A 20,347-nucleotide genomic window follows, 5' to 3' on the forward strand; every position below is an offset into this window, starting at 1 on the left:
TTTGATGTGGGTTCGATTCCTACTGCCCCTGCCAATTTGTATTATGGCGGTTGTGGCGAAGTGGTTAACGCACCTGATTGTGGTTCAGGCATTCGTGGGTTCGATTCCCATCAGTCGCCCCATTTAATATAAAATCATACAATATAGTCATGGCGGTTGTGGCGAAGTGGTTAACGCACCTGATTGTGGTTCAGGCATTCGTGGGTTCGATTCCCATCAGTCGCCCCATTTTTATATATAATTATCTTTTGGGGTATAGCCAAGCGGTAAGGCAACGGATTTTGATTCCGTCACGCCCTGGTTCGAATCCAGGTACCCCAGCCATTTATTGCGGAAGTAGTTCAGTGGTAGAACACCACCTTGCCAAGGTGGGGGTCGCGAGTTCGAACCTCGTCTTCCGCTCCAACTTTTTATGGCGGCATAGCCAAGTGGTAAGGCACAGGTCTGCAACACCTTTACCACCGGTTCAAATCCGGTTGCCGCCTCCATAAAGTTTTTTAACAATAATCGGATAATCCGATTTTTTTTATCTCTAAGGTATTATGCCGGTGTGGCGGAATTGGCAGACGCGCACGACTCAAAATCGTGTTCCTTTGGAGTGCCGGTTCGACCCCGGCCACCGGTATCATTAAATGATTAAACAAAAGACTTCAACAATTATGTTGAGGTCTTTTTTCTTTGTTCGTAGCACAACAAAATTACTCATAAATTTGGTTTGTACTTGAATACAGGTAGTATCATCCATATCAGGTAAGGTTCTATTTTTTATAGTATAATTTAGTTTATACAACAAGGAAATGGGGCATAAAATTATGGAATTAAACGAATTTCAATTGTGGGTAAAAGATTACTATGAAACACGTGGGTGGTCTGATTTAAATATTTTTACACGGATTGGTTTTTTAGCCGAAGAAACGGGCGAAGTAGCACGTGCGATTCGAGCACTTGAAATTGGAAGAGACCGACCAGATGAAAAGGTAGGTTCTTACAAAAATAATAAACAAGAATTAGTAGAAGAACTTGGCGATGTATTAGGAAATATCGTTGTGATTGCCAATAACTATGATATTTCGCTTGAGGAAATTTTCAGTGCCCACCAAGAAAAATTGATAAAGCGCTACAAGGGATAAAATTAAATAGCTGCGTAGTTACCCATGATTTCAGCTATTAAGTGAACTGAGTTAGTAATGGTTTCACCCTTTGAAAAGTGCCAATAGGTTTAATTCAAAAGAAATAATTAGTAAAATCAATTAATAATAATTGCGTTGATGGAACATCTCTACAGATACTAGTAGAGGTGCTTTTTATTGTATAGAACTTGGGAGGAAGTAAACAATTCAAATTCGATTATAGGCGTAAAAGTGTAAGGCAATGGGTAAGGGTAAGTAATACAAAGGGGTGTGAGGATTTCATTTAATCTTGAAGATTATAAAAATAAAAGTTATTTTTATCCCGCATTAACGGTCAGTAATTTATCTGTTCCGAAAGCGAAGCGTCAGGTACAAGACGCCCACCTCAAGTGGAAAGATGACAACGAGTCAACGAGGTGGGCGATCAACTGACCGTAAAAGCCCGATTGGTTCAACAAACAATCAGTGGGGGATCAAGAAAACCCCCGCTGATTGAAGTTTCACTTTATGTGATTTTTAGAAATTATCTCTAAGTGCTGTTGGAGGAGAATAGGATAAGAAGGATGAAAGAAAAATAGGGGGAATGGCATGAATAAAATTAGTAAGATTCTGTGTGTGGCAGTGCTTTTAGTATGGATATTACAAATGCAACCGGTTTATGCAGCAGCAAGCTTTAAAGACGTATCATCAGACAATGTCTTAATAACGGAAATTGATTATCTAGTAGAAAGAGGAATTATCAAGGGGTATCCTAATGGCCTGTTTAAACCGAATGAATATGTGACCAAGGCACAAGTAGCTGTAATGATTACACGGGCACTAGGATTGAAGACAGCAAACGTAAAGAACCCGAAATATCAGGACGTACCAGCGACACATATCTATTATAAAGAAATTGCGGCTACACAAAATGCTGGAATTTTCGATTCAACAAAGAAGTTTAAACCAGATGGTACTCTTTCTAGAGGGGAAATGGCGATTGTTTTACAAAGAGCATTTAAACTAAAAGGTTCAGAGCCGTATGATTTTACAGATGTTACAGAGAAGACCAGTGGCTATAAGGAAATTTTAGCGGTTGCAAATAATAATATTACAAGGGGTTATCAAGATGGTTCATTTAAGCCAAATTTACCGTTAACACGTGCACATTTTTCAGCATTTATGGCCCGTGCATTAACGCTATCGAAAGTGAATTTTTTGAAGGATCCTGCGTATGTATACACGTATGCCTTTTATTCACCTGATAAGGATATTAGGTATACATTAAAATATCAATATAGCCATAACGATAATAAAAATGACGTTTGGACGGTTATAAATATGAGTACGCAAGAGACATTTAATGATGAACTACTTTATGGTAATGAAACTATTTACGGACAAGCAATTGCTGCTGACTTTAGCACGCATTATGATTTATTTATAGGATTACCTCTGCGAATTGGTGTAATTGTTCATGAAGATGATGATGGGCCAGTAAACGGTAATCGAATTACGGTTAAAGCGACGGATGGAACAGTTAGAGCAGGTGGTGTCAACTATAAAAATGTCGCGATATTAGAAGAATCATTTATATATAGTGATGTAGTGAAAACCTATTATTTTGTAGGTGGTATCGGTTTAGTTAAAGAGCTCCATAATGAGGAAGTTATTTATGAGCTATTGAAGCGAACAGCAAATTAATACGAACAAGGATGCATTGGATAAATGCATCCTTGTTTATGACAGAGAAATATGAAAATAACGATTCAGTGCTTGGAACCACTCTTTGTCGTTATGTGTTGTATAGGTTGTTAGGGATTGACCTTCGTATATTCGAAATTCATTATTGACCATAGTGTGTCGACCACGTGAGGTCCGAATCATAGCAATGTTGTTGGCTTGTTTAGAAAGCCGTGGGGCAAATTTAGCATCATTTGCATCATCCGTAAAGCAATAGAGTAAACGCCATTTATGTGGAGTTTGCTCATAAAGCATCCAGCCATATGTTTCATCCCATTCAATTTTGTAAAGCTCATTGCCTTCACGATGCTGATGGCCAGCTATTAAAGGTACTGGTTTACAGGGAGCGAGTGCACCTACACCAACGTCAGAAATATAATGTAAACCATCAAAAGTGACAATCAGTAGCTGATGCATAGGGACTTCTTCAGGAGGTGTTCCGTCTTCGATATTACGCCAAAATTGTGCATAACGATTTGTTACAGTGAAACCGAGTTCTCGAAGTAGCCAGCTAAATAAAATATTCAGCTCAAAGCAATTACCTCCGCGTTGATGAACAATAATTTTATGAAAAAGATCAGGGATAGCGAAGGAGATACTATGTTTCAGAGCCACGTCTAAATTTTCATATGGAATTGTATGGAGATGGCATGTTTGCAAGTGTCCTAGCAGCTTAATAGAAGGCTCTAAAGATCCTTGAAATTTAATATGCTGTAAATACTGCTGTATTTGAGAATTTATAAAAATCGCCTCACTTCCTTACTATTTAACATAACCGAATTGCTAAAAGAATACACGCATAAAGATTGATAAAGAAAATAATAGAAAAGTAGTTAGATAACTTGTAATATTAATATATTAGCTACTAATAAGTAAAATATTTTCCATTTTAGTTAATAAAAATGATGGTAAGGTAGGTATATGGATGACAAGCACAATGAAATGGATAGAAGTAAATTCATATGATGAAATGAGTGTAGTGGCAGCAAGTATTTTTACTGAGCAGCTGCAAGCAAAGCCAACAAGTATTTTAGGGCTTGCAACTGGGGGCTCGCCAGTGGGGATGTATAAGGAATTAGTCAAACGTCAACAAGCTGGAGATATTTCTTTTAAAGATGTGAAAACGTTCAATCTAGATGAATATGTGGGTCTAGATCAATCTAGTCCAGCTAGTTACTGGACGTTTATGCATGAGAATTTATTTAATCATGTGGGTATTAACGAAGAAAATATTCATTTACCAAATGGCAAAGTAACGAATTTAGCGGCTGAGTGTGTTGCCTATGATGCGCGTATAGCAGAAGCTGGTGGCCTTGACTTGCAACTACTAGGTATTGGTGTAAATGGACATATTGGCTTTAATGAGCCCGGCACATCGTTTGCATCATTAACAAATATTGTGGAACTAACAGAATCTACACGAACTGAAAATGCCATTTATTTTGATAATCCAGCCGATGTACCAACGCAAGCCATTACAATGGGTATTCAATCTATTATGAATGCCAAGGCAATTGTATTGATTGCGTTTGGTGAAAAAAAGTTAGAAGCAATTGAAAAATTACAAAGTGGTGTTGTGTCGGAAGATTTCCCAGCTAGTCAGTTGTTAAATCACCCGAATGTAACAGTCATTTATGGTGGTACAAAATAAGAAAAACAAGCGTAGACTTCATTTGTGTTGAAGTCTACGCTTGTTATTTTTTTCAGTCCATAAAACACCTGCGACGACGGCTAGCCCACAACAAAAACGTGTGAAGCTTTTCCCCAAGAAAGATTACGGAAAAAATTGACGCAAATACAGGGATAAAATTGAGGTAAATACTTGCCTTGTTAGCATTGTAGCTACTTAGTAAATTGCGACAAATCCTAATTGAATAGTCAGAATACTAACGTCAATTATAATCATTAATACTATGAATAATCAATGATGCAATGTCAGACATATGCTAGAATAGGGGTAAGAATAGGAGGGGGTATTGTGAAAAATACAGTACCACGTTTGGTCAAAGGTGATACAGTTGGACTTGTAGCGTTATCGAGCCTTGTTGAGCCAGAAAAGCTTGGAGAAGCATTAGCCTTTCTAGATGAATTAGACCTACGCTATAAAATAGGCGATACCATTCATGCTAAGCATGATTATTTAGCTGGTAGTGATGAGGAGCGGCTCGCAGACTTTCATGCCATGGTGAAGGATCCAGAAGTGAAGGCGATTTTTTGTGTAAAAGGCGGTTATGGTTCTGCGCGTATTGCAGGAAAGATCGATTATGACCTACTAGCAGAAAATCCAAAAATTTTCTGGGGCTTCTCAGATCTTACATATTTGCATTGTGCAATTCATGAATTTGCAGATTTAGTAACCTTCCATGGACCGATGTTAATGGCTGCAAGTAAAATGGACGACATATCGAAGAAAATGTTTTTACAGCTCTTTACACCAATGGAAGTACAATATACGGAAATGATATCACCACTAACGACGATTTCACCAGGTGTTGCACGCGGTCAAATCGTAGGTGGCAATTTACGTCGACTCGTAAGTACTCTTGGCACGAAGTTTGAAATTCGTACAGATGGTAAAATTTTATTGATAGAGGATATTGCTGAATCAATTCCTCGTATCGATTCAATGCTACAACAATTAAAGCAAGCTCGAAAGCTCGAACAGTTGGCGGGGGTTATTATTGGTTCCTTTACGCAAACTGGAGCAGAAGAAGCGGCACTATTAGCGTTAATGACAGAGTATTTTGCTGAACTAGGTGTGCCTGTCGTAGCTGGTTTTAACATCGGACATGAAGCAACGAATATTGCTATACCATTAGGGGTAGATGCAATTTTAGATGCACAGGAAAAAGTATTACGAATTTTACCTGGTGTACAGTAAATAGAAGAAGCGTTCTGCATTTTTAAACTTGCAGAACGCTTCTTCTATTTAATATGGCTCAGCATCATGCCCTTTATTAATGGCATCGTTAGGCGCATCGTCACCGTCGATGTTTCCAAGAGGTCTTGCAGTAGAAGAATCCTTTTGTGCTTTTTGTAGGCCTTTTTTTAAGAGACGACCATATTCTTCATCTGCTTCTTCTGCAAGGGCAATCATTGCTTCTTGAATAGTAATTTTGCAACTCGATAAATCACGAATAAGATTTTCTAATAGTTCATCTCGCTCCCATTGCTCAAAATTACGATATGTTTCACCAGCTTGTTTCGTGTTACTTTGACGATCAATCGTTTCACGTACGAGATGACCTTCAACTAGTGGTGTATATTCTTTCGCTGTTTGTGATGCTTCCTTTAAGCCATTTAACATGGAAGGCTCATAGTTAATATGTGGATTTTGTCCTGGTGCTAAATCTCGCTTATACAGCATTTGCCCACCATTTTGGTTTGTTGCTACACGTTTCTTTGGGGCATTAATGGGCAGTTGTAAATAGTTAGCTCCGACACGGTGGCGCTGTGTGTCAGAATAAGAGAATGTTCGACCCTGCAACATTTTATCATCGGAGAAATCGAGACCATCTACTAGAACACCAGTACCGAAAGTTGCCTGCTCGACCTCTGCAAAATAGTCCTCAGGATTTTTATTTAATACCATTTTACCGACGGGGTACCATGGGAATTTATCGTTTGGCCAAAGCTTTGTATCGTCTAAAGGATCAAAATCAAGTTCAGGATGTGGACCATCCTCCATAATTTGTACATTTAACTCCCACTCAGGATAATCACCATTGTCAATTGCATCGTATAAATCTTGCGTGGCATGGTTGAAATTTTTCATCTGAATTTCTTCTGCTTCTTTTTGGGTTAAATTTTTGATGCCTTGTAATGGCTCCCAGTGATACTTTACAAGTACAGCTTTGCCTTCATTATTCACCCATTTATAGGTATTAACCCCAGAGCCCTGCATCATTCGATAATTGGCTGGAATACCCCAAGGAGAGTAAACAAAGGTCACCATATGGAAAGATTCCGGTGAACTTGCACAGAAGTCAAAAAAACGTTCAACATCTTGAATATTTGTAATTGGATCGGGCTTGAAAGCATGAATCATATCTGGGAATTTCATAGCATCGCGAATAAAGAAAATCTTTAAATTATTTCCGACTAAATCCCAGTTACCGTCCTCCGTATAAAACTTCACTGCAAAGCCGCGCGGATCACGTAAGGTTTCAGGTGAATGCCCTCCATGAATAACCGTCGAAAAGCGAACGAAAACAGGCGTTTGTTTTCCCTTATTTTGAAAAACCTTGGCCCTTGTATACTTAGAAATAGGATCATTGCCGACAACACCATATGTTTCAAAATAGCCATGAGCACCAGCACCACGAGCATGTACAACACGCTCAGGAATACGCTCACGGTCAAAATGACTTATTTTCTCCAAAAAATCATAATTTTCAAGTGTTGCAGGTCCTCGATTACCTACCGTTCGTAGATTTTGATTGTTGGTAATAGGGTGACCCTGTCGATTTGTCAATGTATCGTCATTTTCAAGATGTGGATCATTTTGCTTTGTCATGGTATTACCCCTTTCTGTGGTATACATCCATTCTGTCCTGGATAGGGATAAACTAGACATAAAAAAACTCCCCTACACACAAGGTGCAAGAGAGCTTTTTGGGATGTTGTTTTCGAATAGCATCTGATTGGGTTTATTTATGCCTTTGCCGATAGTTGGTTATTGGTCATCGGTCATAAAGTAACAGGTCACATGTCATTGGTTTATCAAAGTTGTCTACTTAAATGTAGGGTTTCGAAAAACAACACACCCATCTTGGTATAGAGTCTCACCGACTCCATAAATCTATTGTATACAGTTTCAAGCGATATGAAAAGCCTTGATTTATCAGCTTTTGTGAAATCTCATATTTCATGCAATAGCATTCATTTTCAACTATTGGCATTCAAATGACGAGCTGAAAATTCAAGTATGTGAGCAGCTTCATCTTTTGGTTTTTCAGTGATAGTTGTAAAAAAGAAAATAAAAATACCTGTCATAGATAGTTCAATAAGCAATGTGAATTCTTTATATACCAAAAAATGACGAATTATAATAGTGGTAATATAGAACTCAATTTGGCTAAATTGTAATAGTAGGAAATAAAATATTAATTTAGGAACTGGTTGTGTTATAATTGTGTTTTGTTAAATCAAATCACATACATTTTTTAATGATATGCATTCGGAGGGAATAATGTAATGAAGAAAGTTTTATTAGTACTACTAGCCATAATGCTAGTTGGGTGTTCTGGTGAGGGAACAGAAAAGAACAAAGAGGAAAATGTAAAAAAAGAAGAGATCGTAAAGGAAGAGAAAGTTGTTCCTGTAAAATATGAAGAGGTTGATCCTGAATCAAAAGCTACAGTAGAAAAGTTTGTTAAAAAATACAATGTTAGAGTTGATGTATATAAACAGGATACAGAAGAACCAATAGAATTAGAGAAGATTCCAGAACCAATAACTAGTGAACTAAATAAAGAGGAAAATATTTTGTCACAAATCCTATTGGAAACAGATTTTAAAAAATATAAGGGTCATTATAAAATAGTCGCTAAATATAATGAGGATAAAAAATTAATTGGCTATAATATCTCTGTAGAAGGAAGCCCAATAAACGAAGTAAGTGAAGAGGGAGATGAATGGGAAGAAGGATTATTATCTGCTATGTCAATTATTGATGCAATAGGATTGAATTTAGATAAAAATGAAGTGGAATTTGATAAAGCTATAGATGAAGAGAAAGACACTCATACATATACTGATTCTAATTATAATGTAACTTTTCTTCTTGCTGATTTAGATTTAGGAACATATGAAATTAATTATGATTTAACGAACTAGAACAAAAAAGCATCTGTAAAAGGATGCTTTTTTTAGTTCAACGAATAATGGTTCATAGAATATTTATTACAGTTCTAAAAACTAACAGTATGATGAAAATAGGTAATAATACTTCTATATAAGGAGAGCTACAAATAAAAAAGATCGAAGCAAATAGCCTCAATCTTTTTTGATTGTTAAGTACAATAACTTGCCCCCGACAACGCTATTTTTGATACATGGTATTCACTTGGTTTGGAACACCTTTGAAAAAGTCTATAGATATTGGTATATCAACGTTTTCATCAAATCGTGTTTGGAGACGCCCGCCCCGAGCTTAGAAATAACGAGAATCGTCAAAGTTAAGTTCAACGCTATAATTTTTGGTATTCACTAAATTTGAGAGCTTATGTGCATCTTTTTCGAGTTTAAGCGCACGTTCACGGTATTCTTCGGGTTCGTACATAGCAATTTCATAGAGCATAGTATTTTCACCATAGCCCATACGGACACTTTCTTTCTCATGCGTACTAAAGTGCTTGCAAAGCTCAGCTTCGGCACGAAGTTGTGTTGCAAGTTCAATTGCTTCAACCAACGTTAATTGTTCACTTTTAAAGTCTACTGTATTTTTTATATTTGCTTCATATACTAGTCGATCTAATGTACGTATATCGAGACGTACTTGAGCTAGCTCAGATTCAATAACGGTCATGGCACGATTGCTCGTTTTTGGGGCTTGTCCCTTTTCGATGGTTACAAAGGCGCTACGATGTAACTCGCTAATAAGTTCCTGAACTTTTTTTGTTAAAATGCTTTTCAGTTTGACCGCTTCTGCAAGATTTATCATGAAAACACGTCCTTTTTATAGTGTAGTAGATGGTGCTGCATTTGTTAATAGAGCTGTGTTATAGTCACCACCGTGTATTTGATTGAACATTTTTCCTGCAGAGGCAAGAAGCTCTCCACATTGATTGTCTGACAGTGATGGACGGAGGTAGAAAATTTGTAAGGCATCTGTCGTTGTCTCTGAGACAGCCGTTCGTTTAGAGTCGACGAATGGTGAACCGAAGGCACCTTCCTCGTCACGACTATAGAGGATATTATTTAACGAATTATAGCGGCCGTTCAAGCCTTCATATCCTGTTTCTTCGTTGCCAAGTGCGATTTCAACATTTCCTTTAAGATAAGCTAGATCATAAAGGCCGATTGGAATTTCATATTGCAAGGAGAAGAAATTATTTAAATCAACACCAGATTGGCATGGTGTTACATAATTTTGTTTACTAATTCGACGCATTAAGCTTTCTGCCGAATGACGGTATCGGTTTGGATCAGCGCCAAACTTTTTCCATAGTTGTCGCCATTCTGCGATGCCAGCTTGTGCTGTAACAGGAGTCTCCTGCATTTCTAAATACAGATTTTCCTGATACAATTGCATTCGTCCCTTAATCATTTGGGGCGATTGTGCTACGACAATTTTGGTATAATGAATAATGCCGATTTTTAGCTCAGGATGTTGTGTATTGAGAGTTGGGTTGAGTGACACTTTCATAAATTATCACCTACTTTAACTATTTCTATTATTGTATCATGTAAGGAGTTGGAAATGAAATGAACATACATGACCTACAACGTGAATTTGTGGCGTATGCAATGTCCATTGGCGTTGATAAAATTGGCTTTACAACGGCAGCTCCATTTACAGAATTAAAAAATCGACTGCGCCGTCAGCAAGAGCTTGGCTATCAGTCAGGCTTTGAAGAAAGCGATATTGAAAAACGTACTGAGCCATTTCAACTATTAGCAGGAGCAGAAAGCATAGTTGCCATAGCGGTAGCGTATCCATCGCGTATGCAGGATGCACCTATTGGAAAAAAAGGCTCAAGACGTGGTATTTTTTGTAGAGCTTCTTGGGGTGTCGATTATCATACAGCGTTAAGAGAGCGTTTGAAACAATTATCAGCATGGCTCGAAGAACGAGTAGAGGGTGTGCGTATTGAATCAATGGTTGATACAGGGGCACTTGTAGATAGGGCAGCAGCCGAGCGTGCGGGTATTGGCTGGAGCGGGAAAAATTGCTCGATTATTACGCCTGAATTTGGTTCATATGTGTATCTAGGTGAGCTCATTACGAATATTCCATTTGCACCGGATACACCAATGGAGGATGAATGTGGGGATTGCCGTTTATGCTTGGATGTTTGTCCAACAGGCGCGTTAATAGAGGGAGGGCAACTTGATTCACAACGTTGTATCGCCTTTTTAACACAAACCAAAGGAACATTGCCCGATGAATTTCGTAGTCATATTGGTAATCGTTTGTATGGCTGTGATACTTGCCAAACAGTGTGCCCTAAAAACAAAAGGAAGATAAACTGGATTCACGAAGAGTTTAAGCCAGATCCAGAAATTGCAAAGCCTTTACTGATACCGCTGTTGACCATTTCTAACCGTGAATTTAAAGACAAATTTGGATATGTTTCAGGCTCTTGGCGTGGTAAAAAGCCGATTCAACGCAATGCTATTTTGGCACTAGCGCATTTTAAAGAAGAAACAGCTGTGCCTGATTTAGTGTCACTTCTTGAAAAAGATGAACGTCCTGTTATCCGAGGAACGGCGGCATGGGCATTGGGGAAAATTGGCGGGCAGCAGGCAGAAAAGGCATTACTCTCTGCAAAGGACAAGGAACAAGACGGGGAAGTACTCATTGAAATTAATAAGGGATTACAATTTTTTAGCTAAGGAAGTGTACCGTTATGCCATTGCATATCGTTTTATATCAACCAGAAATTCCAGCAAATACAGGTAATATTGCACGTACTTGTGCTGGTACAAATACCTCTTTGCATTTAATTCGTCCCCTTGGCTTTTCAACGGACGATAAAATGCTCAAGCGTGCGGGGTTAGATTACTGGCATAGTGTCAATGTTGTATACCATGATTCACTCGAGGATTTTATAGAGGTTTCGAAAAACGGTGATTTGTATTTAATTGAAACGTATAGTGAAGAGCCGTTTACTGAACATGATTTTAGTGATAAGGAACGTGACATATTCTTTATGTTTGGCAAAGAAACGACAGGCCTGCCAAAGGATTTTGCCTATGAACGTCGGGATATGTGTCTGCGTATTCCCCAAAGTGAACATATACGCTCCCTGAATTTATCGAACACAGCCGCGATTGTTATTTATGAGGCTTTGAGACAGCAAGGTTACCCAGGGTTACATTAAAAAAGGCAGTTCTCATGAGGAGAACTGCTTTTTTTCTTGGGGAATATGAAAGTGACGGATAAAACTCCGAAAGTGCTGGATAGCTTAGAATTTCAGTAAAATAACATTGCCAGCAGGATCTTCTGTCTGGAAACCACCATCAATATCAACAATAGTTGCCCCGATAGCGTGTAAGTTTTCTTTCATTTCAGCTGCTTGTGTCTCATTATCTAATCGAAGGGTATATGTTTTTAAACCAACTTGATTTTCACCAAGCTTTGGTGCGCCCTCAGAATACCAAGCATTTAGACCGATATGATGATGATAGCGACCTGTTGAGATAAATAATGCCTGACCACCATATCGAGTGACAATATCGAATCCTAAGCCTTTTGTGTAAAATTCCTCTGCGGCAGTTAAACTGGAAACCGATAAATGTATATGTCCCATCACTGTATTAGCAGGAAGTCCATGCCATTCGCCGTCACCTTCCTCTAAGATGGCTGAAATATTAAGTGGTTCCGTCACCATATGAACTTGATCGAATTGCCAAGTCCAGTCACTGTCAGGACGGTCTACATAAACTTCGATACCATTTTCATCTGGATCACGTAAATAAAGTGCTTCACTCACATCGTGGTCAGATGCACCAAAATAAACACCTGAATTACGGAAATGTGTAATAATATTGGCTAAATCACGGCGTGTTGGTAATAGTAAGGCAAAGTGATATAGACCCGTTGTTAAGTTCGTTTTTTCTTCAACAGTTTCTGGCTGTACAATTGTCAGCAGTGCAGTTTTGCCATCAGCTGTTAAAGTTGCTTTATGTGACTCTATTTGTAGAACCGTAAAGCCAATAACATCTTGATAATATTTTAACGATCGATGTAAATCACTCACTTTAATTTCGACATTTGTTACATATGTGTTTGGTTTTTCATGAAAGTGCATAATAATGTGCCTCCGTTTATAAGTTATTTTTACTCATTTACTTACTTTATGTAACTAAGTTTATTTTATATAGTACTTAATGTCAAGCATTTATGTTTTCACCTAATACCAAGTTGTTAAGGAATTATGTATTAGGGCCTTAAAGTGATGGTGGAACAATCTAGACCACTTAGCTTTCCCCATAAAAAAAGAAGTAACCATAATGGCTACTTCTTATAAAATAAGACAATCACTAAGCAGTAGAACATACTTAGTGATTGTCTTGAGGTATTATTTGTCCGCTTTGTAGTCGCCTTCGTAACCAGCCGTGAAAATAGCAGCTAAGAAAGCAGCTGTAACACCAAGAATTAATAATAAACTCATGGAAGAACCCTCCTCATGTTTATAAAGAAATCTCCCTTAAGTATAGCTTACTTACTATGAAAATGAAACCGACATTGCACAATAAAATATGTCAGAAATGGTTCAGTCGTTAGTATTTCGGGGAAACTAAAGAAGAGGTGATGAAAATGGAGAAGAAAGTTCCGAATATCGAGAATGGTACAATGGCAGGTAATTTTGATGAAGTGAAGGAGCTTGGCAAGCAAATGGAGCGTATGCGTGATGGTTTAGAGCTTGCGGAGGATGATCGAATTACAGACCCAATTCAGGTAGATGAGCCTGAAGAAAAGTTCAAGAAACAGTAAGGTGACGTGATATTGGTATTTACTGTACAAGGTGAAATACCAGCGGAGCAACGAAGGATACCTGCGAAGCAAGGAAGAATACCAGCGGAGCGAAGAAAATACCCGCGAAGTAAGGGAGAATACCTGCGAAGCAACGAAGGATACCAGCGAAGTAAGGAAGAATACCAGCGGAGCGAAGAAAATACCTGCGAAGCAAAGTAAAATACTAGCGGAGCAACGAAGGATACCAGCGAAGCAAGGAAGAATACCAGCGGAGCGAAGAAAATACCCGCGAAGTAAGGAAGAATACCAGCGGAACGAAGGATCTCATATATCTTATATTCGAAGGGAACTTCTCCATTTTCTTAAATCCAATTTTTTGTATAATGGAACTAGGAAAAGAAAGGGGCTGAAGTTCTTGAATTTACAATCGACAAAATTATTAACAAATGGTGTAGAAATGCCACGGCTTGGTTTAGGTGTCTATAAAATGACAGAACGTGATGAAACAATGCAAGCAATCGATCATGCACTTAAAGTTGGTTATCGAGCAATTGATACGGCATCATTATATGGCAATGAGGTAGAGGTAGGCGAAGCGATTCGTTACTCAGGCATCAAACGTGAGGATATATTCGTCACTACGAAGGTTTGGAATAATGACCAAGGCTACGATGCGACATTACGTGCGTTTGAAGTGTCACTGAAAAAGTTAAACATGGATTATTTGGATTTATATTTAACACATTGGGCAGTGCCAGAATCATTTGAAGAAACGTACAGAGCGATTGAGCGACTTTACGATGAAAAATTAATTCGTGCGACAGGTGTTTCAAATCATCATGAGCATCATTTACAAAAACTATTAGCAAAAGCAAATATTGCGCCAATGGTCAATCAAGTGGAGGTACATCCTTATCTTCAACAGGACGCTTTAAAGACCTATTGTACTGAGCATGGCATTGCGGTCACAGCATGGTCACCGCTTGGTCGTGGCAATGTGCTTGATCATGCAACTATTATTGAAATTGGTCAAGAAATAGGGAAGACTGCTGCACAGGTAGTCCTACGTTGGCATCTACAAAATAATACGATTATTATTCCAAAATCTGTGACACCGAGTCGTATCGAGGAAAATGTACAGATATTTGATTTTGAATTAACGCAAGCTCAAATGACTCAATTGGCTTCAGTAAATCGCAATGAACGCATTGGACAAGACCCAGATAACTTTAAATTTGATTTTTAATCATCTTTCATAATCCATGACAACCGTTCTGAAGTTTTGGACCAATAGGATACAAGTTTTTTATTACATGTGTTGTGAACGCTACTTCGAACATATTAATTGCCACAGGACAGGACTAGGTGTTCTACTGAATAAAGATAAAAACCCGCTCTCACCTTGGAGAAGCGGGTTTTCGTGTAGCATTATTTTGATTCTTTTACATAAGGAATGTAGTTAGAAAGCATTTTTGCCATATGTGCACGTGTAGCATTGTTACCAGGCATAAATTTGCCATTTGATCCGCTAGCAATCTGTAATTCTTGCATAAGTGCAATAGCGTTTTGTGTTTCAGCATTGTATTTAGAAATATCGCTGAAATCAGCTGTTAAACCAGTTTTTGCATCATGCTGTACGTTATAAGCACGTGCAAACATTAATGCAAGTTGAGAACGAGTTACTTTAGCAGTAGGATTGAATTTGCCATTTTGGCCTTGTACAATTCCAGCTTCAGCAAGCGCTGTAATCTCTTTTTGTGTAGCTACTTCTAAACTAGTTACATCAGAGAATGTAGCTGCACCTTTTGCTTCAAGTTTTAACACACGCGCAATAAATGAAGCAGCTTGTGCACGTGTTAAATTAGCGTTTGGTGAATATGTTGTTGCTGATGTGCCTTGTGTTAAATCACGGTAATATAGATCACGCACGTAGCCCTCTGTTTCAGAACCTTTTGCAACATCTGTAAATGGAATAGTTGCCACAATACGACCTTCAACTTTAGCAGCTACTTTTTTAAGCGTATTTAAATGATCGATAAACATTTCATAGTCAATCGTACCTGGCTCACTTACACGGCCGTCAGCATATACTTTTGCAAGTGTTTCGAAGCCGTCGCCACCTTTAGCAGTGAAAGTATTTGTAGCACCTTTGTAAGTAGCGGCTTTATCAAGTTCTTTACCATTTAGTTTAATAGATTTAACACGTTTACCAGCTGTTGCCTTACCGTCAAATTCTACTTGTAGACCAGAGAAGTGTAAGAAGCCACCAGATTCTTTCGGGAAGTCTTTCACACTATGTTCAGCAATTTCATAGATTTCAGCACCAGTCATTTTTACGATACCTAGTGCATTACCGAATGGCATTACAGTCATTACTTCACCTACAGTAATGTCCCCAGCGTCAATGCTTGCACGGATACCTCCGCCATTTTGGAAGGCAAATTGTACTTCTGGGTCAATTTTTTGTGCACCAGTAAGCATACCGTCAGTAATGATGTTACCTAGGTTTGTTTCACCAGCACGAACGCCCCAAAGACCACGTTTTCCGTCAAGAACTGAAACCGCTGTATTACCTGTAGATTGTTGTTTAACTGCAGTAATCTTTTCCGTATATGGTGCTAATAATGCTGCTGCTTCAGCGTCAGCTTTTACAGGTTTTTCTTTATCATTTAATGCATGTAATTGTCCAAAGTATTCAACAACTGCACCGTTATCGTTGAAAGTTAAATCAAGCTCGCCTAAATTTTCACTATATTGACCTGTTTGTACGATAATCGTTGGGTTTTTAAATGATGTATTAGCTTTTACAGCCTTCTCTAATTTTGTATGTGTATGTCCACCTACGATAACGTCGATACCTTCTACCGCAGAGGCTAGTAATTGGTCATTATCAAATTCTTTTGAATCATCGAAGCCTAAGTGTGTTAGGGCGATAATTTTATTGATACCTTGCTTTTCAAATTCTGCTACTGCTTTTTTCGCAGAATCGATATAGTTAGCAAATTGAACATTGGCAACGCTTGAAATGGAAGGAGTTTCTTCTGTTGTTAAACCGAAAATACCTACTTTTTCACCATCTACTTCTTTAATAATACCATTATAGATTTTACCGTTTTCGAAGTCTTTAGAAATTGTTTGAGATTGTAAGCCATCAAATAAGGAATCCTTTGAAAAATCCAAGTTACTTCCTAACAATGGGAAATCAGCACCTTTTACAAACTTCGCAAGTGCGGCATGTCCTTCAGGGCTTGACCCTAAATCGAACTCATGGTTACCAAATACCATTGCATCATAGCCCATTAAGTTCATTAACTTCATATCAACCTCTCCAGTGAATTGATTGAAGTATAGAGTACCAGAGAAAACGTCACCCGCATCTAATAAAAGAGAGTTTGCATTTGCAGCACGTAGCTCTTTTACCTTTGTTGCGCGTTGTGGTGCAGCTTCAACGTGTGCGTGTGTATCATTCGAGTGTAGAATTGTTAAATTGAAACCGTCTTTCGTAGCTGTTGGTGTTGCTTCTTCAGCTTTTGCAGCAAAACTTGGTGTAGCTAGTAAACTCGCAGCGAGTGTTGTTGCTGCAATACTTTTAACCCATTTCATTAATGAATTCCTCCCTCATTATATGTCAGATGACTGACAATTTACTTTATTCTATCATGAAAAAAATCCATCGTCATTACCAATAATGGAAAATCAATATTAAATTTACTATAAAATTTAGGGAAATAATTATCAAATCATATATTTATACTTTTTTAGAATTATAAGTAAAATGATTTGGATGATATGCTGTTGTTCAGTAGTCACAATACAAACGCTATCAGCGCTAACCAAATTTCTTATCAAAAATAAAGAAGCCGTCCCAATATCATTTGAGATGGCTTCTTTCTGTATGACAGCGTAATGTCAGACCAGTATTCTACTCTATAGAAAGCATTAACGCTCCCATAAAAGCAAAATAATTTGTTCAATTACTCATTTTCCTGTGAGAAAAGGGTTACTATTTTTCATCCTTTACGACAATGCGCTTATTTAAAAACGGATGTTCGAATTCTAACTGTATGGCGTGTAGCTCATAGTCATCACTAGCAGTTTCGCGTGCACCGTACATTGTATCACCAATAATAGGATGACCGATATGTGCCATATGCACACGTATTTGATGTGTTCGTCCTGTTTCGAGGATAAGGTGGACAACACAAGAATGTTTATAGCGTGCGATAACCTCATAGTGCGTAACCGCATGCTGTCCTGTATTTGACACAACACGTCTCGTTGCATGATGTCGGTCCTTACCGATTGATTCTGCAATAGTGCCAGACGAAGAACGAAGATTGCCTTGAACCTCAGCAGCATACATGCGAATAATTGTTTTTTCTTCAATCATTCGGTCAAATATCGATTTTGCGAGTGGGTGTTTGGCAACAAGAAGCAAGCCTTGTGTACCTTGATCAAGACGATGAACATGCTCTGCATAAACACCACCTTGCTCTTTAATATGCGCCATAACATGGTTCATACATGTATGCGTATCACGTGCATCATTTGGATGTGTCGACATGCCCTTTGGTTTGGATACAATCAAACAGTGGTCGTCCTCGTATACAACATCAATCGCGCACACGGGTGTTGGTTTATAGCTAGAAGTTGGGATAGGAAATGTGAATTTTACAATTGTGTCTGCTTGAAGTGGTTCCTTCCACTGTAGTGGTTCGCCGTCAGTTGTTGTGACAGCTTTCGCCATACGTAATTCATGTACTAGTTTTTTTCCCAATTTCCAATGATTACGTAGTAACTCTTCAACCGTCAAATTATTTTCATTTATTTTGTAGTGAAACATCTATTTTCCTCCGTGCAAAGAAGGCTAAAAAGCCCCTTTATCTATTTTCTACCTAGAGTATGCTTCTAAAATTTTGATATAAAAAAATTCGCTCTCTTGCCGCGGGCGAGCCGCAAGTCTCGCAGGAGTTAAAGCATCTGCGAATCTTGCTTGGTTCGCTGTCCCGCAGGAGTATCGCGAATTTTTGTAGAATATCCTGTCATTTACAAAAGCATAGTTCGATTTGGAGTACCTATACCCACATGGGATAGTCTCTTATTAATTATTTTGCTTCTTTTACAGCTTTCATTAAATAGAAGCTTGCCCCTGCAATTAAAATAAATGCAGTTAGCGCTAAAAACGGAATTGTGATAAAACCAAGCCAGTTAATGTATTGACCTGTACAAGATACTGCACCACAAGAAGGTGCTGAATCAGCTAAGAAGCTTAGTTTTTGAATACCATAATGGTATAGTGACACACAGCCACCCATAATGGCAAATACGGCTGTTGTTACAGCAATACGAGCATTCTTTTGGATAAAAGCAATGGTTGTCATAATGACAATTGGATACATAAAAATACGTTGAATCCAACACATTTTACAAGGCTCATAGTGACGGATTTCTGAAAAATATAATGAACCTAATGTTGCAACTACAGAAACAATCCAAATGAATAACAGGCTATTCTCTTGTTTTTTAGACATAGTAAAACTCTCCTTAATAGAAACCTTATACTTGTTCGATTATAGATGTTCTGAATACAGAAGTAAATTATCTAGCTAAGATAGTCGTCCATTCCCAACCAATGAAATTCAGTCTAAAGTATGAATGGCTGAAACGGACGCCTTTGTCTTGGAAATGTTATCATTAAAATTAGGAATGTCAAAAAAAGAGGTGTATGTGTGAGAGAGAACGAGCACTCGAATATCAGTATTTTAAAAGAAATCGCAGAGCTACTAAATGAAGAAACAGAAATTGTAACAATGCTAAAAGGCGCACTTGTAAAATTTTTAAATGGCACCAATTTTGAAACAGGTTGGATTTTTTTTATTGATGCTAAGGGGCGGTCAGAGCTTGTTGTCCATGAGAATTTACCAGATGCATTGGAATACAAAAATTGTCATTATTTAAAAAAAGGTGGCTGTTGGTGTGTATCCCGCTATCGCAATGAAGAACTAAAAAAGGCTTCTAATATTATTGAATGTCAACGTATTGAAAGTGCTATCGCTGCAGACGTTGGTGATCACGCAGGGATCACACATCACGCAACAGTACCACTTCAATCGGGACAGGAGCGCTTTGGCGTTTTAAATGTAGCATCAAAAGATACAATACGTTTTTCAGAGGAGGAGCTAGCTTTACTTGAATCAGTTGCCTTTCAAATGGGTTCAGCTATTAAACGCATTTTACTAACTAAGCAGGAGCAGGAAATGGCACTTGTAAAGGAGCGGAATCGTCTAGCACGTGACTTACATGATTCTGTTAATCAGTTGCTATTTTCAGTTACATTGACGGCGAGAGCCGGGATTGAAATGAGCAATGATCGTGATGTAAAGGAAACGTTTAAGGAGATTCAGCATTTAACGCAGGATGCTTTAACAGAAATGCGTGCACTAATTTGGCAGCTTCGCCCCAAAGGCTTAGAAAACGGTTTATTAGAGGCGATAAAAGTCTATGCGGAGATGCTGGGCTTAAAGCTACATATAACGGTTTCTGGTGTGTTGCAATTTCCGTCACGAATTGAAGAAACGTTATTTCGTGTAGCGCAAGAGGCACTCAATAATGTACGTCGCCATGCTGGCGTGCTAGAGGTGGCACTTTATGTTACTGTCACTGCAACAGATATTTTGCTTGTCATTCGTGACGAAGGACGAGGCTTTGTCATTGATAAAAATGCCAAATTACTATCAATGGGCTTGCAGTCAATTAAGGATCGAGCAAAATCAGTTGGTGGGACTGCTGACTGGGTTAGTGAAATTGGCAAAGGAACGGAGCTGTTAATCAGATTGCCATATTAAGGGGG

19 protein-coding genes and 7 tRNA genes (1 of these 26 running past the window's edge) are annotated in these 20,347 nt (G+C 38.3%); 17 read left to right on the forward strand and 9 right to left on the reverse strand.

Going from position 1 to position 20,347, the window contains the following annotated elements:
- From ACQKII_RS08785 to ACQKII_RS08825, 9 genes are all read left to right on the forward strand, one after another.
- Window positions 1-34 (forward strand) — tRNA-Trp (locus tag ACQKII_RS08785) (it extends 40 nt beyond the left edge of the window).
- A 12-nt stretch (window positions 35-46) separates the two neighbouring features.
- A tRNA-His gene (locus ACQKII_RS08790) sits at window positions 47-122 on the forward strand.
- Between the two features lie 30 nt (window positions 123-152).
- Window positions 153-228, forward strand: a tRNA-His gene (locus tag ACQKII_RS08795).
- Between the two features lie 21 nt (window positions 229-249).
- A tRNA-Gln gene (locus ACQKII_RS08800) sits at window positions 250-324 on the forward strand.
- 6 nt (window positions 325-330) lie between these two features.
- Window positions 331-405 (forward strand) — tRNA-Gly (locus ACQKII_RS08805).
- Between the two features lie 9 nt (window positions 406-414).
- A tRNA-Cys gene (locus tag ACQKII_RS08810) sits at window positions 415-488 on the forward strand.
- A gap of 56 nt (window positions 489-544) precedes the next feature.
- Window positions 545-625, forward strand: a tRNA-Leu gene (locus ACQKII_RS08815).
- A gap of 187 nt (window positions 626-812) precedes the next feature.
- Window positions 813-1,130, forward strand: a complete 318-nt coding sequence (locus tag ACQKII_RS08820; RefSeq protein WP_427458375.1) for a MazG nucleotide pyrophosphohydrolase domain-containing protein — start codon at window positions 813-815, stop codon at window positions 1,128-1,130.
- Window positions 1,131-1,718: 588 nt separating this feature from the next.
- A complete protein-coding gene (locus ACQKII_RS08825; protein WP_427458377.1) occupies window positions 1,719-2,813 on the forward strand; it encodes an S-layer homology domain-containing protein in 1,095 nt (364 codons plus the stop codon).
- Window positions 2,814-2,849: 36 nt separating this feature from the next.
- Here the strand turns inward: ACQKII_RS08825 and ACQKII_RS08830 are convergent, their stop codons facing one another.
- A complete protein-coding gene (locus ACQKII_RS08830) occupies window positions 2,850-3,599 on the reverse strand; it encodes an arylamine N-acetyltransferase family protein (protein WP_427458733.1) in 750 nt (249 codons plus the stop codon).
- Window positions 3,600-3,789: 190 nt separating this feature from the next.
- On the opposite strand from ACQKII_RS08830, the gene nagB reads away from it, so the two are divergent.
- Window positions 3,790-4,503, forward strand: a complete 714-nt coding sequence (gene nagB, locus ACQKII_RS08835; RefSeq protein ID WP_427458735.1) for a glucosamine-6-phosphate deaminase — start codon at window positions 3,790-3,792, stop codon at window positions 4,501-4,503.
- 52 nt (window positions 4,504-4,555) lie between these two features.
- Here the strand turns inward: nagB and ACQKII_RS08840 are convergent, their stop codons facing one another.
- Entirely contained in the window at window positions 4,556-4,723 is a 168-nt protein-coding gene (locus tag ACQKII_RS08840) for an EamA family transporter (RefSeq protein WP_427458737.1), read from the reverse strand.
- A 107-nt stretch (window positions 4,724-4,830) separates the two neighbouring features.
- On the opposite strand from ACQKII_RS08840, the gene ACQKII_RS08845 reads away from it, so the two are divergent.
- Window positions 4,831-5,733 carry a S66 peptidase family protein gene (locus ACQKII_RS08845; protein WP_427458379.1) on the forward strand — a complete coding sequence of 301 codons (903 nt, stop codon included), beginning with the start codon at window positions 4,831-4,833 and terminating at the stop codon, window positions 5,731-5,733.
- Window positions 5,734-5,781: 48 nt separating this feature from the next.
- Here ACQKII_RS08845 and ACQKII_RS08850 read toward each other — a convergent pair whose 3' ends face one another.
- Complete coding sequence (locus tag ACQKII_RS08850) at window positions 5,782-7,368, reverse strand: catalase (protein ID WP_427458381.1); 1,587 nt, start codon at window positions 7,366-7,368, stop codon at window positions 5,782-5,784.
- Between the two features lie 680 nt (window positions 7,369-8,048).
- Here ACQKII_RS08850 and ACQKII_RS08855 point away from each other — a divergent pair.
- The gene (locus ACQKII_RS08855; RefSeq protein WP_427458383.1) at window positions 8,049-8,690 is read left to right on the forward strand and encodes a hypothetical protein; all 642 of its coding nucleotides are present in this window, start codon (window positions 8,049-8,051) and stop codon (window positions 8,688-8,690) included.
- A 316-nt stretch (window positions 8,691-9,006) separates the two neighbouring features.
- Here ACQKII_RS08855 and ACQKII_RS08860 read toward each other — a convergent pair whose 3' ends face one another.
- The gene (locus tag ACQKII_RS08860; protein WP_427458384.1) at window positions 9,007-9,516 is read right to left on the reverse strand and encodes a hypothetical protein; all 510 of its coding nucleotides are present in this window, start codon (window positions 9,514-9,516) and stop codon (window positions 9,007-9,009) included.
- Window positions 9,517-9,531: 15 nt separating this feature from the next.
- On the reverse strand, window positions 9,532-10,221 hold the full coding sequence (locus ACQKII_RS08865) for a B3/B4 domain-containing protein (RefSeq protein ID WP_427458386.1): 690 nt from the start codon (window positions 10,219-10,221) through the stop codon (window positions 9,532-9,534).
- 59 nt (window positions 10,222-10,280) lie between these two features.
- Here ACQKII_RS08865 and queG point away from each other — a divergent pair, with 59 nt between their 5' ends.
- Together queG and trmL are read left to right on the forward strand one after the other, a co-directional pair.
- Entirely contained in the window at window positions 10,281-11,411 is a 1,131-nt protein-coding gene (gene queG, locus ACQKII_RS08870) for a tRNA epoxyqueuosine(34) reductase QueG (RefSeq protein WP_427458388.1), read from the forward strand.
- A gap of 14 nt (window positions 11,412-11,425) precedes the next feature.
- Window positions 11,426-11,899 (forward strand): tRNA (uridine(34)/cytosine(34)/5-carboxymethylaminomethyluridine(34)-2'-O)-methyltransferase TrmL, encoded by a 474-nt coding sequence (trmL, locus tag ACQKII_RS08875; RefSeq protein ID WP_427458390.1) that lies wholly within the window; start codon window positions 11,426-11,428, stop codon window positions 11,897-11,899.
- Window positions 11,900-11,983: 84 nt separating this feature from the next.
- On the opposite strand, the gene ACQKII_RS08880 is transcribed toward trmL, so the two are convergent.
- Window positions 11,984-12,829, reverse strand: a complete 846-nt coding sequence (locus ACQKII_RS08880; protein ID WP_427458392.1) for a VOC family protein — start codon at window positions 12,827-12,829, stop codon at window positions 11,984-11,986.
- Window positions 12,830-13,338: 509 nt separating this feature from the next.
- Between ACQKII_RS08880 and ACQKII_RS08885 the strand changes: the two genes are divergently transcribed.
- Both ACQKII_RS08885 and ACQKII_RS08890 read left to right on the forward strand, forming a co-directional pair.
- Entirely contained in the window at window positions 13,339-13,515 is a 177-nt protein-coding gene (locus ACQKII_RS08885; protein ID WP_427458394.1) for a hypothetical protein, read from the forward strand.
- Window positions 13,516-13,912: 397 nt separating this feature from the next.
- Window positions 13,913-14,743 (forward strand): aldo/keto reductase, encoded by an 831-nt coding sequence (locus tag ACQKII_RS08890; RefSeq protein WP_427458396.1) that lies wholly within the window; start codon window positions 13,913-13,915, stop codon window positions 14,741-14,743.
- Between the two features lie 182 nt (window positions 14,744-14,925).
- On the opposite strand, the gene ACQKII_RS08895 is transcribed toward ACQKII_RS08890, so the two are convergent.
- From ACQKII_RS08895 to ACQKII_RS08905, 3 genes are all read right to left on the reverse strand, one after another.
- Window positions 14,926-17,100: a 5'-nucleotidase C-terminal domain-containing protein gene (locus ACQKII_RS08895; RefSeq protein WP_427458398.1), complete on the reverse strand. Its 2,175-nt coding sequence runs from the start codon at window positions 17,098-17,100 to the stop codon at window positions 14,926-14,928.
- 400 nt (window positions 17,101-17,500) lie between these two features.
- Window positions 17,501-18,340 carry an RluA family pseudouridine synthase gene (locus ACQKII_RS08900; RefSeq protein WP_427458400.1) on the reverse strand — a complete coding sequence of 280 codons (840 nt, stop codon included), beginning with the start codon at window positions 18,338-18,340 and terminating at the stop codon, window positions 17,501-17,503.
- A 262-nt stretch (window positions 18,341-18,602) separates the two neighbouring features.
- Window positions 18,603-19,028, reverse strand: a complete 426-nt coding sequence (locus ACQKII_RS08905; RefSeq protein ID WP_427458402.1) for a disulfide oxidoreductase — start codon at window positions 19,026-19,028, stop codon at window positions 18,603-18,605.
- 198 nt (window positions 19,029-19,226) lie between these two features.
- On the opposite strand from ACQKII_RS08905, the gene ACQKII_RS08910 reads away from it, so the two are divergent.
- Window positions 19,227-20,342, forward strand: coding sequence for a GAF domain-containing sensor histidine kinase (locus ACQKII_RS08910; RefSeq protein WP_427458404.1), 1,116 nt, complete (start codon window positions 19,227-19,229; stop codon window positions 20,340-20,342).
- Window positions 20,343-20,347 lie beyond the last annotated feature (5 nt).

It is taken from the genome of Lysinibacillus sp. NPDC048646 (assembly GCF_050272295.1).
GTDB lineage: Bacteria > Bacillota > Bacilli > Bacillales_A > Planococcaceae > Lysinibacillus.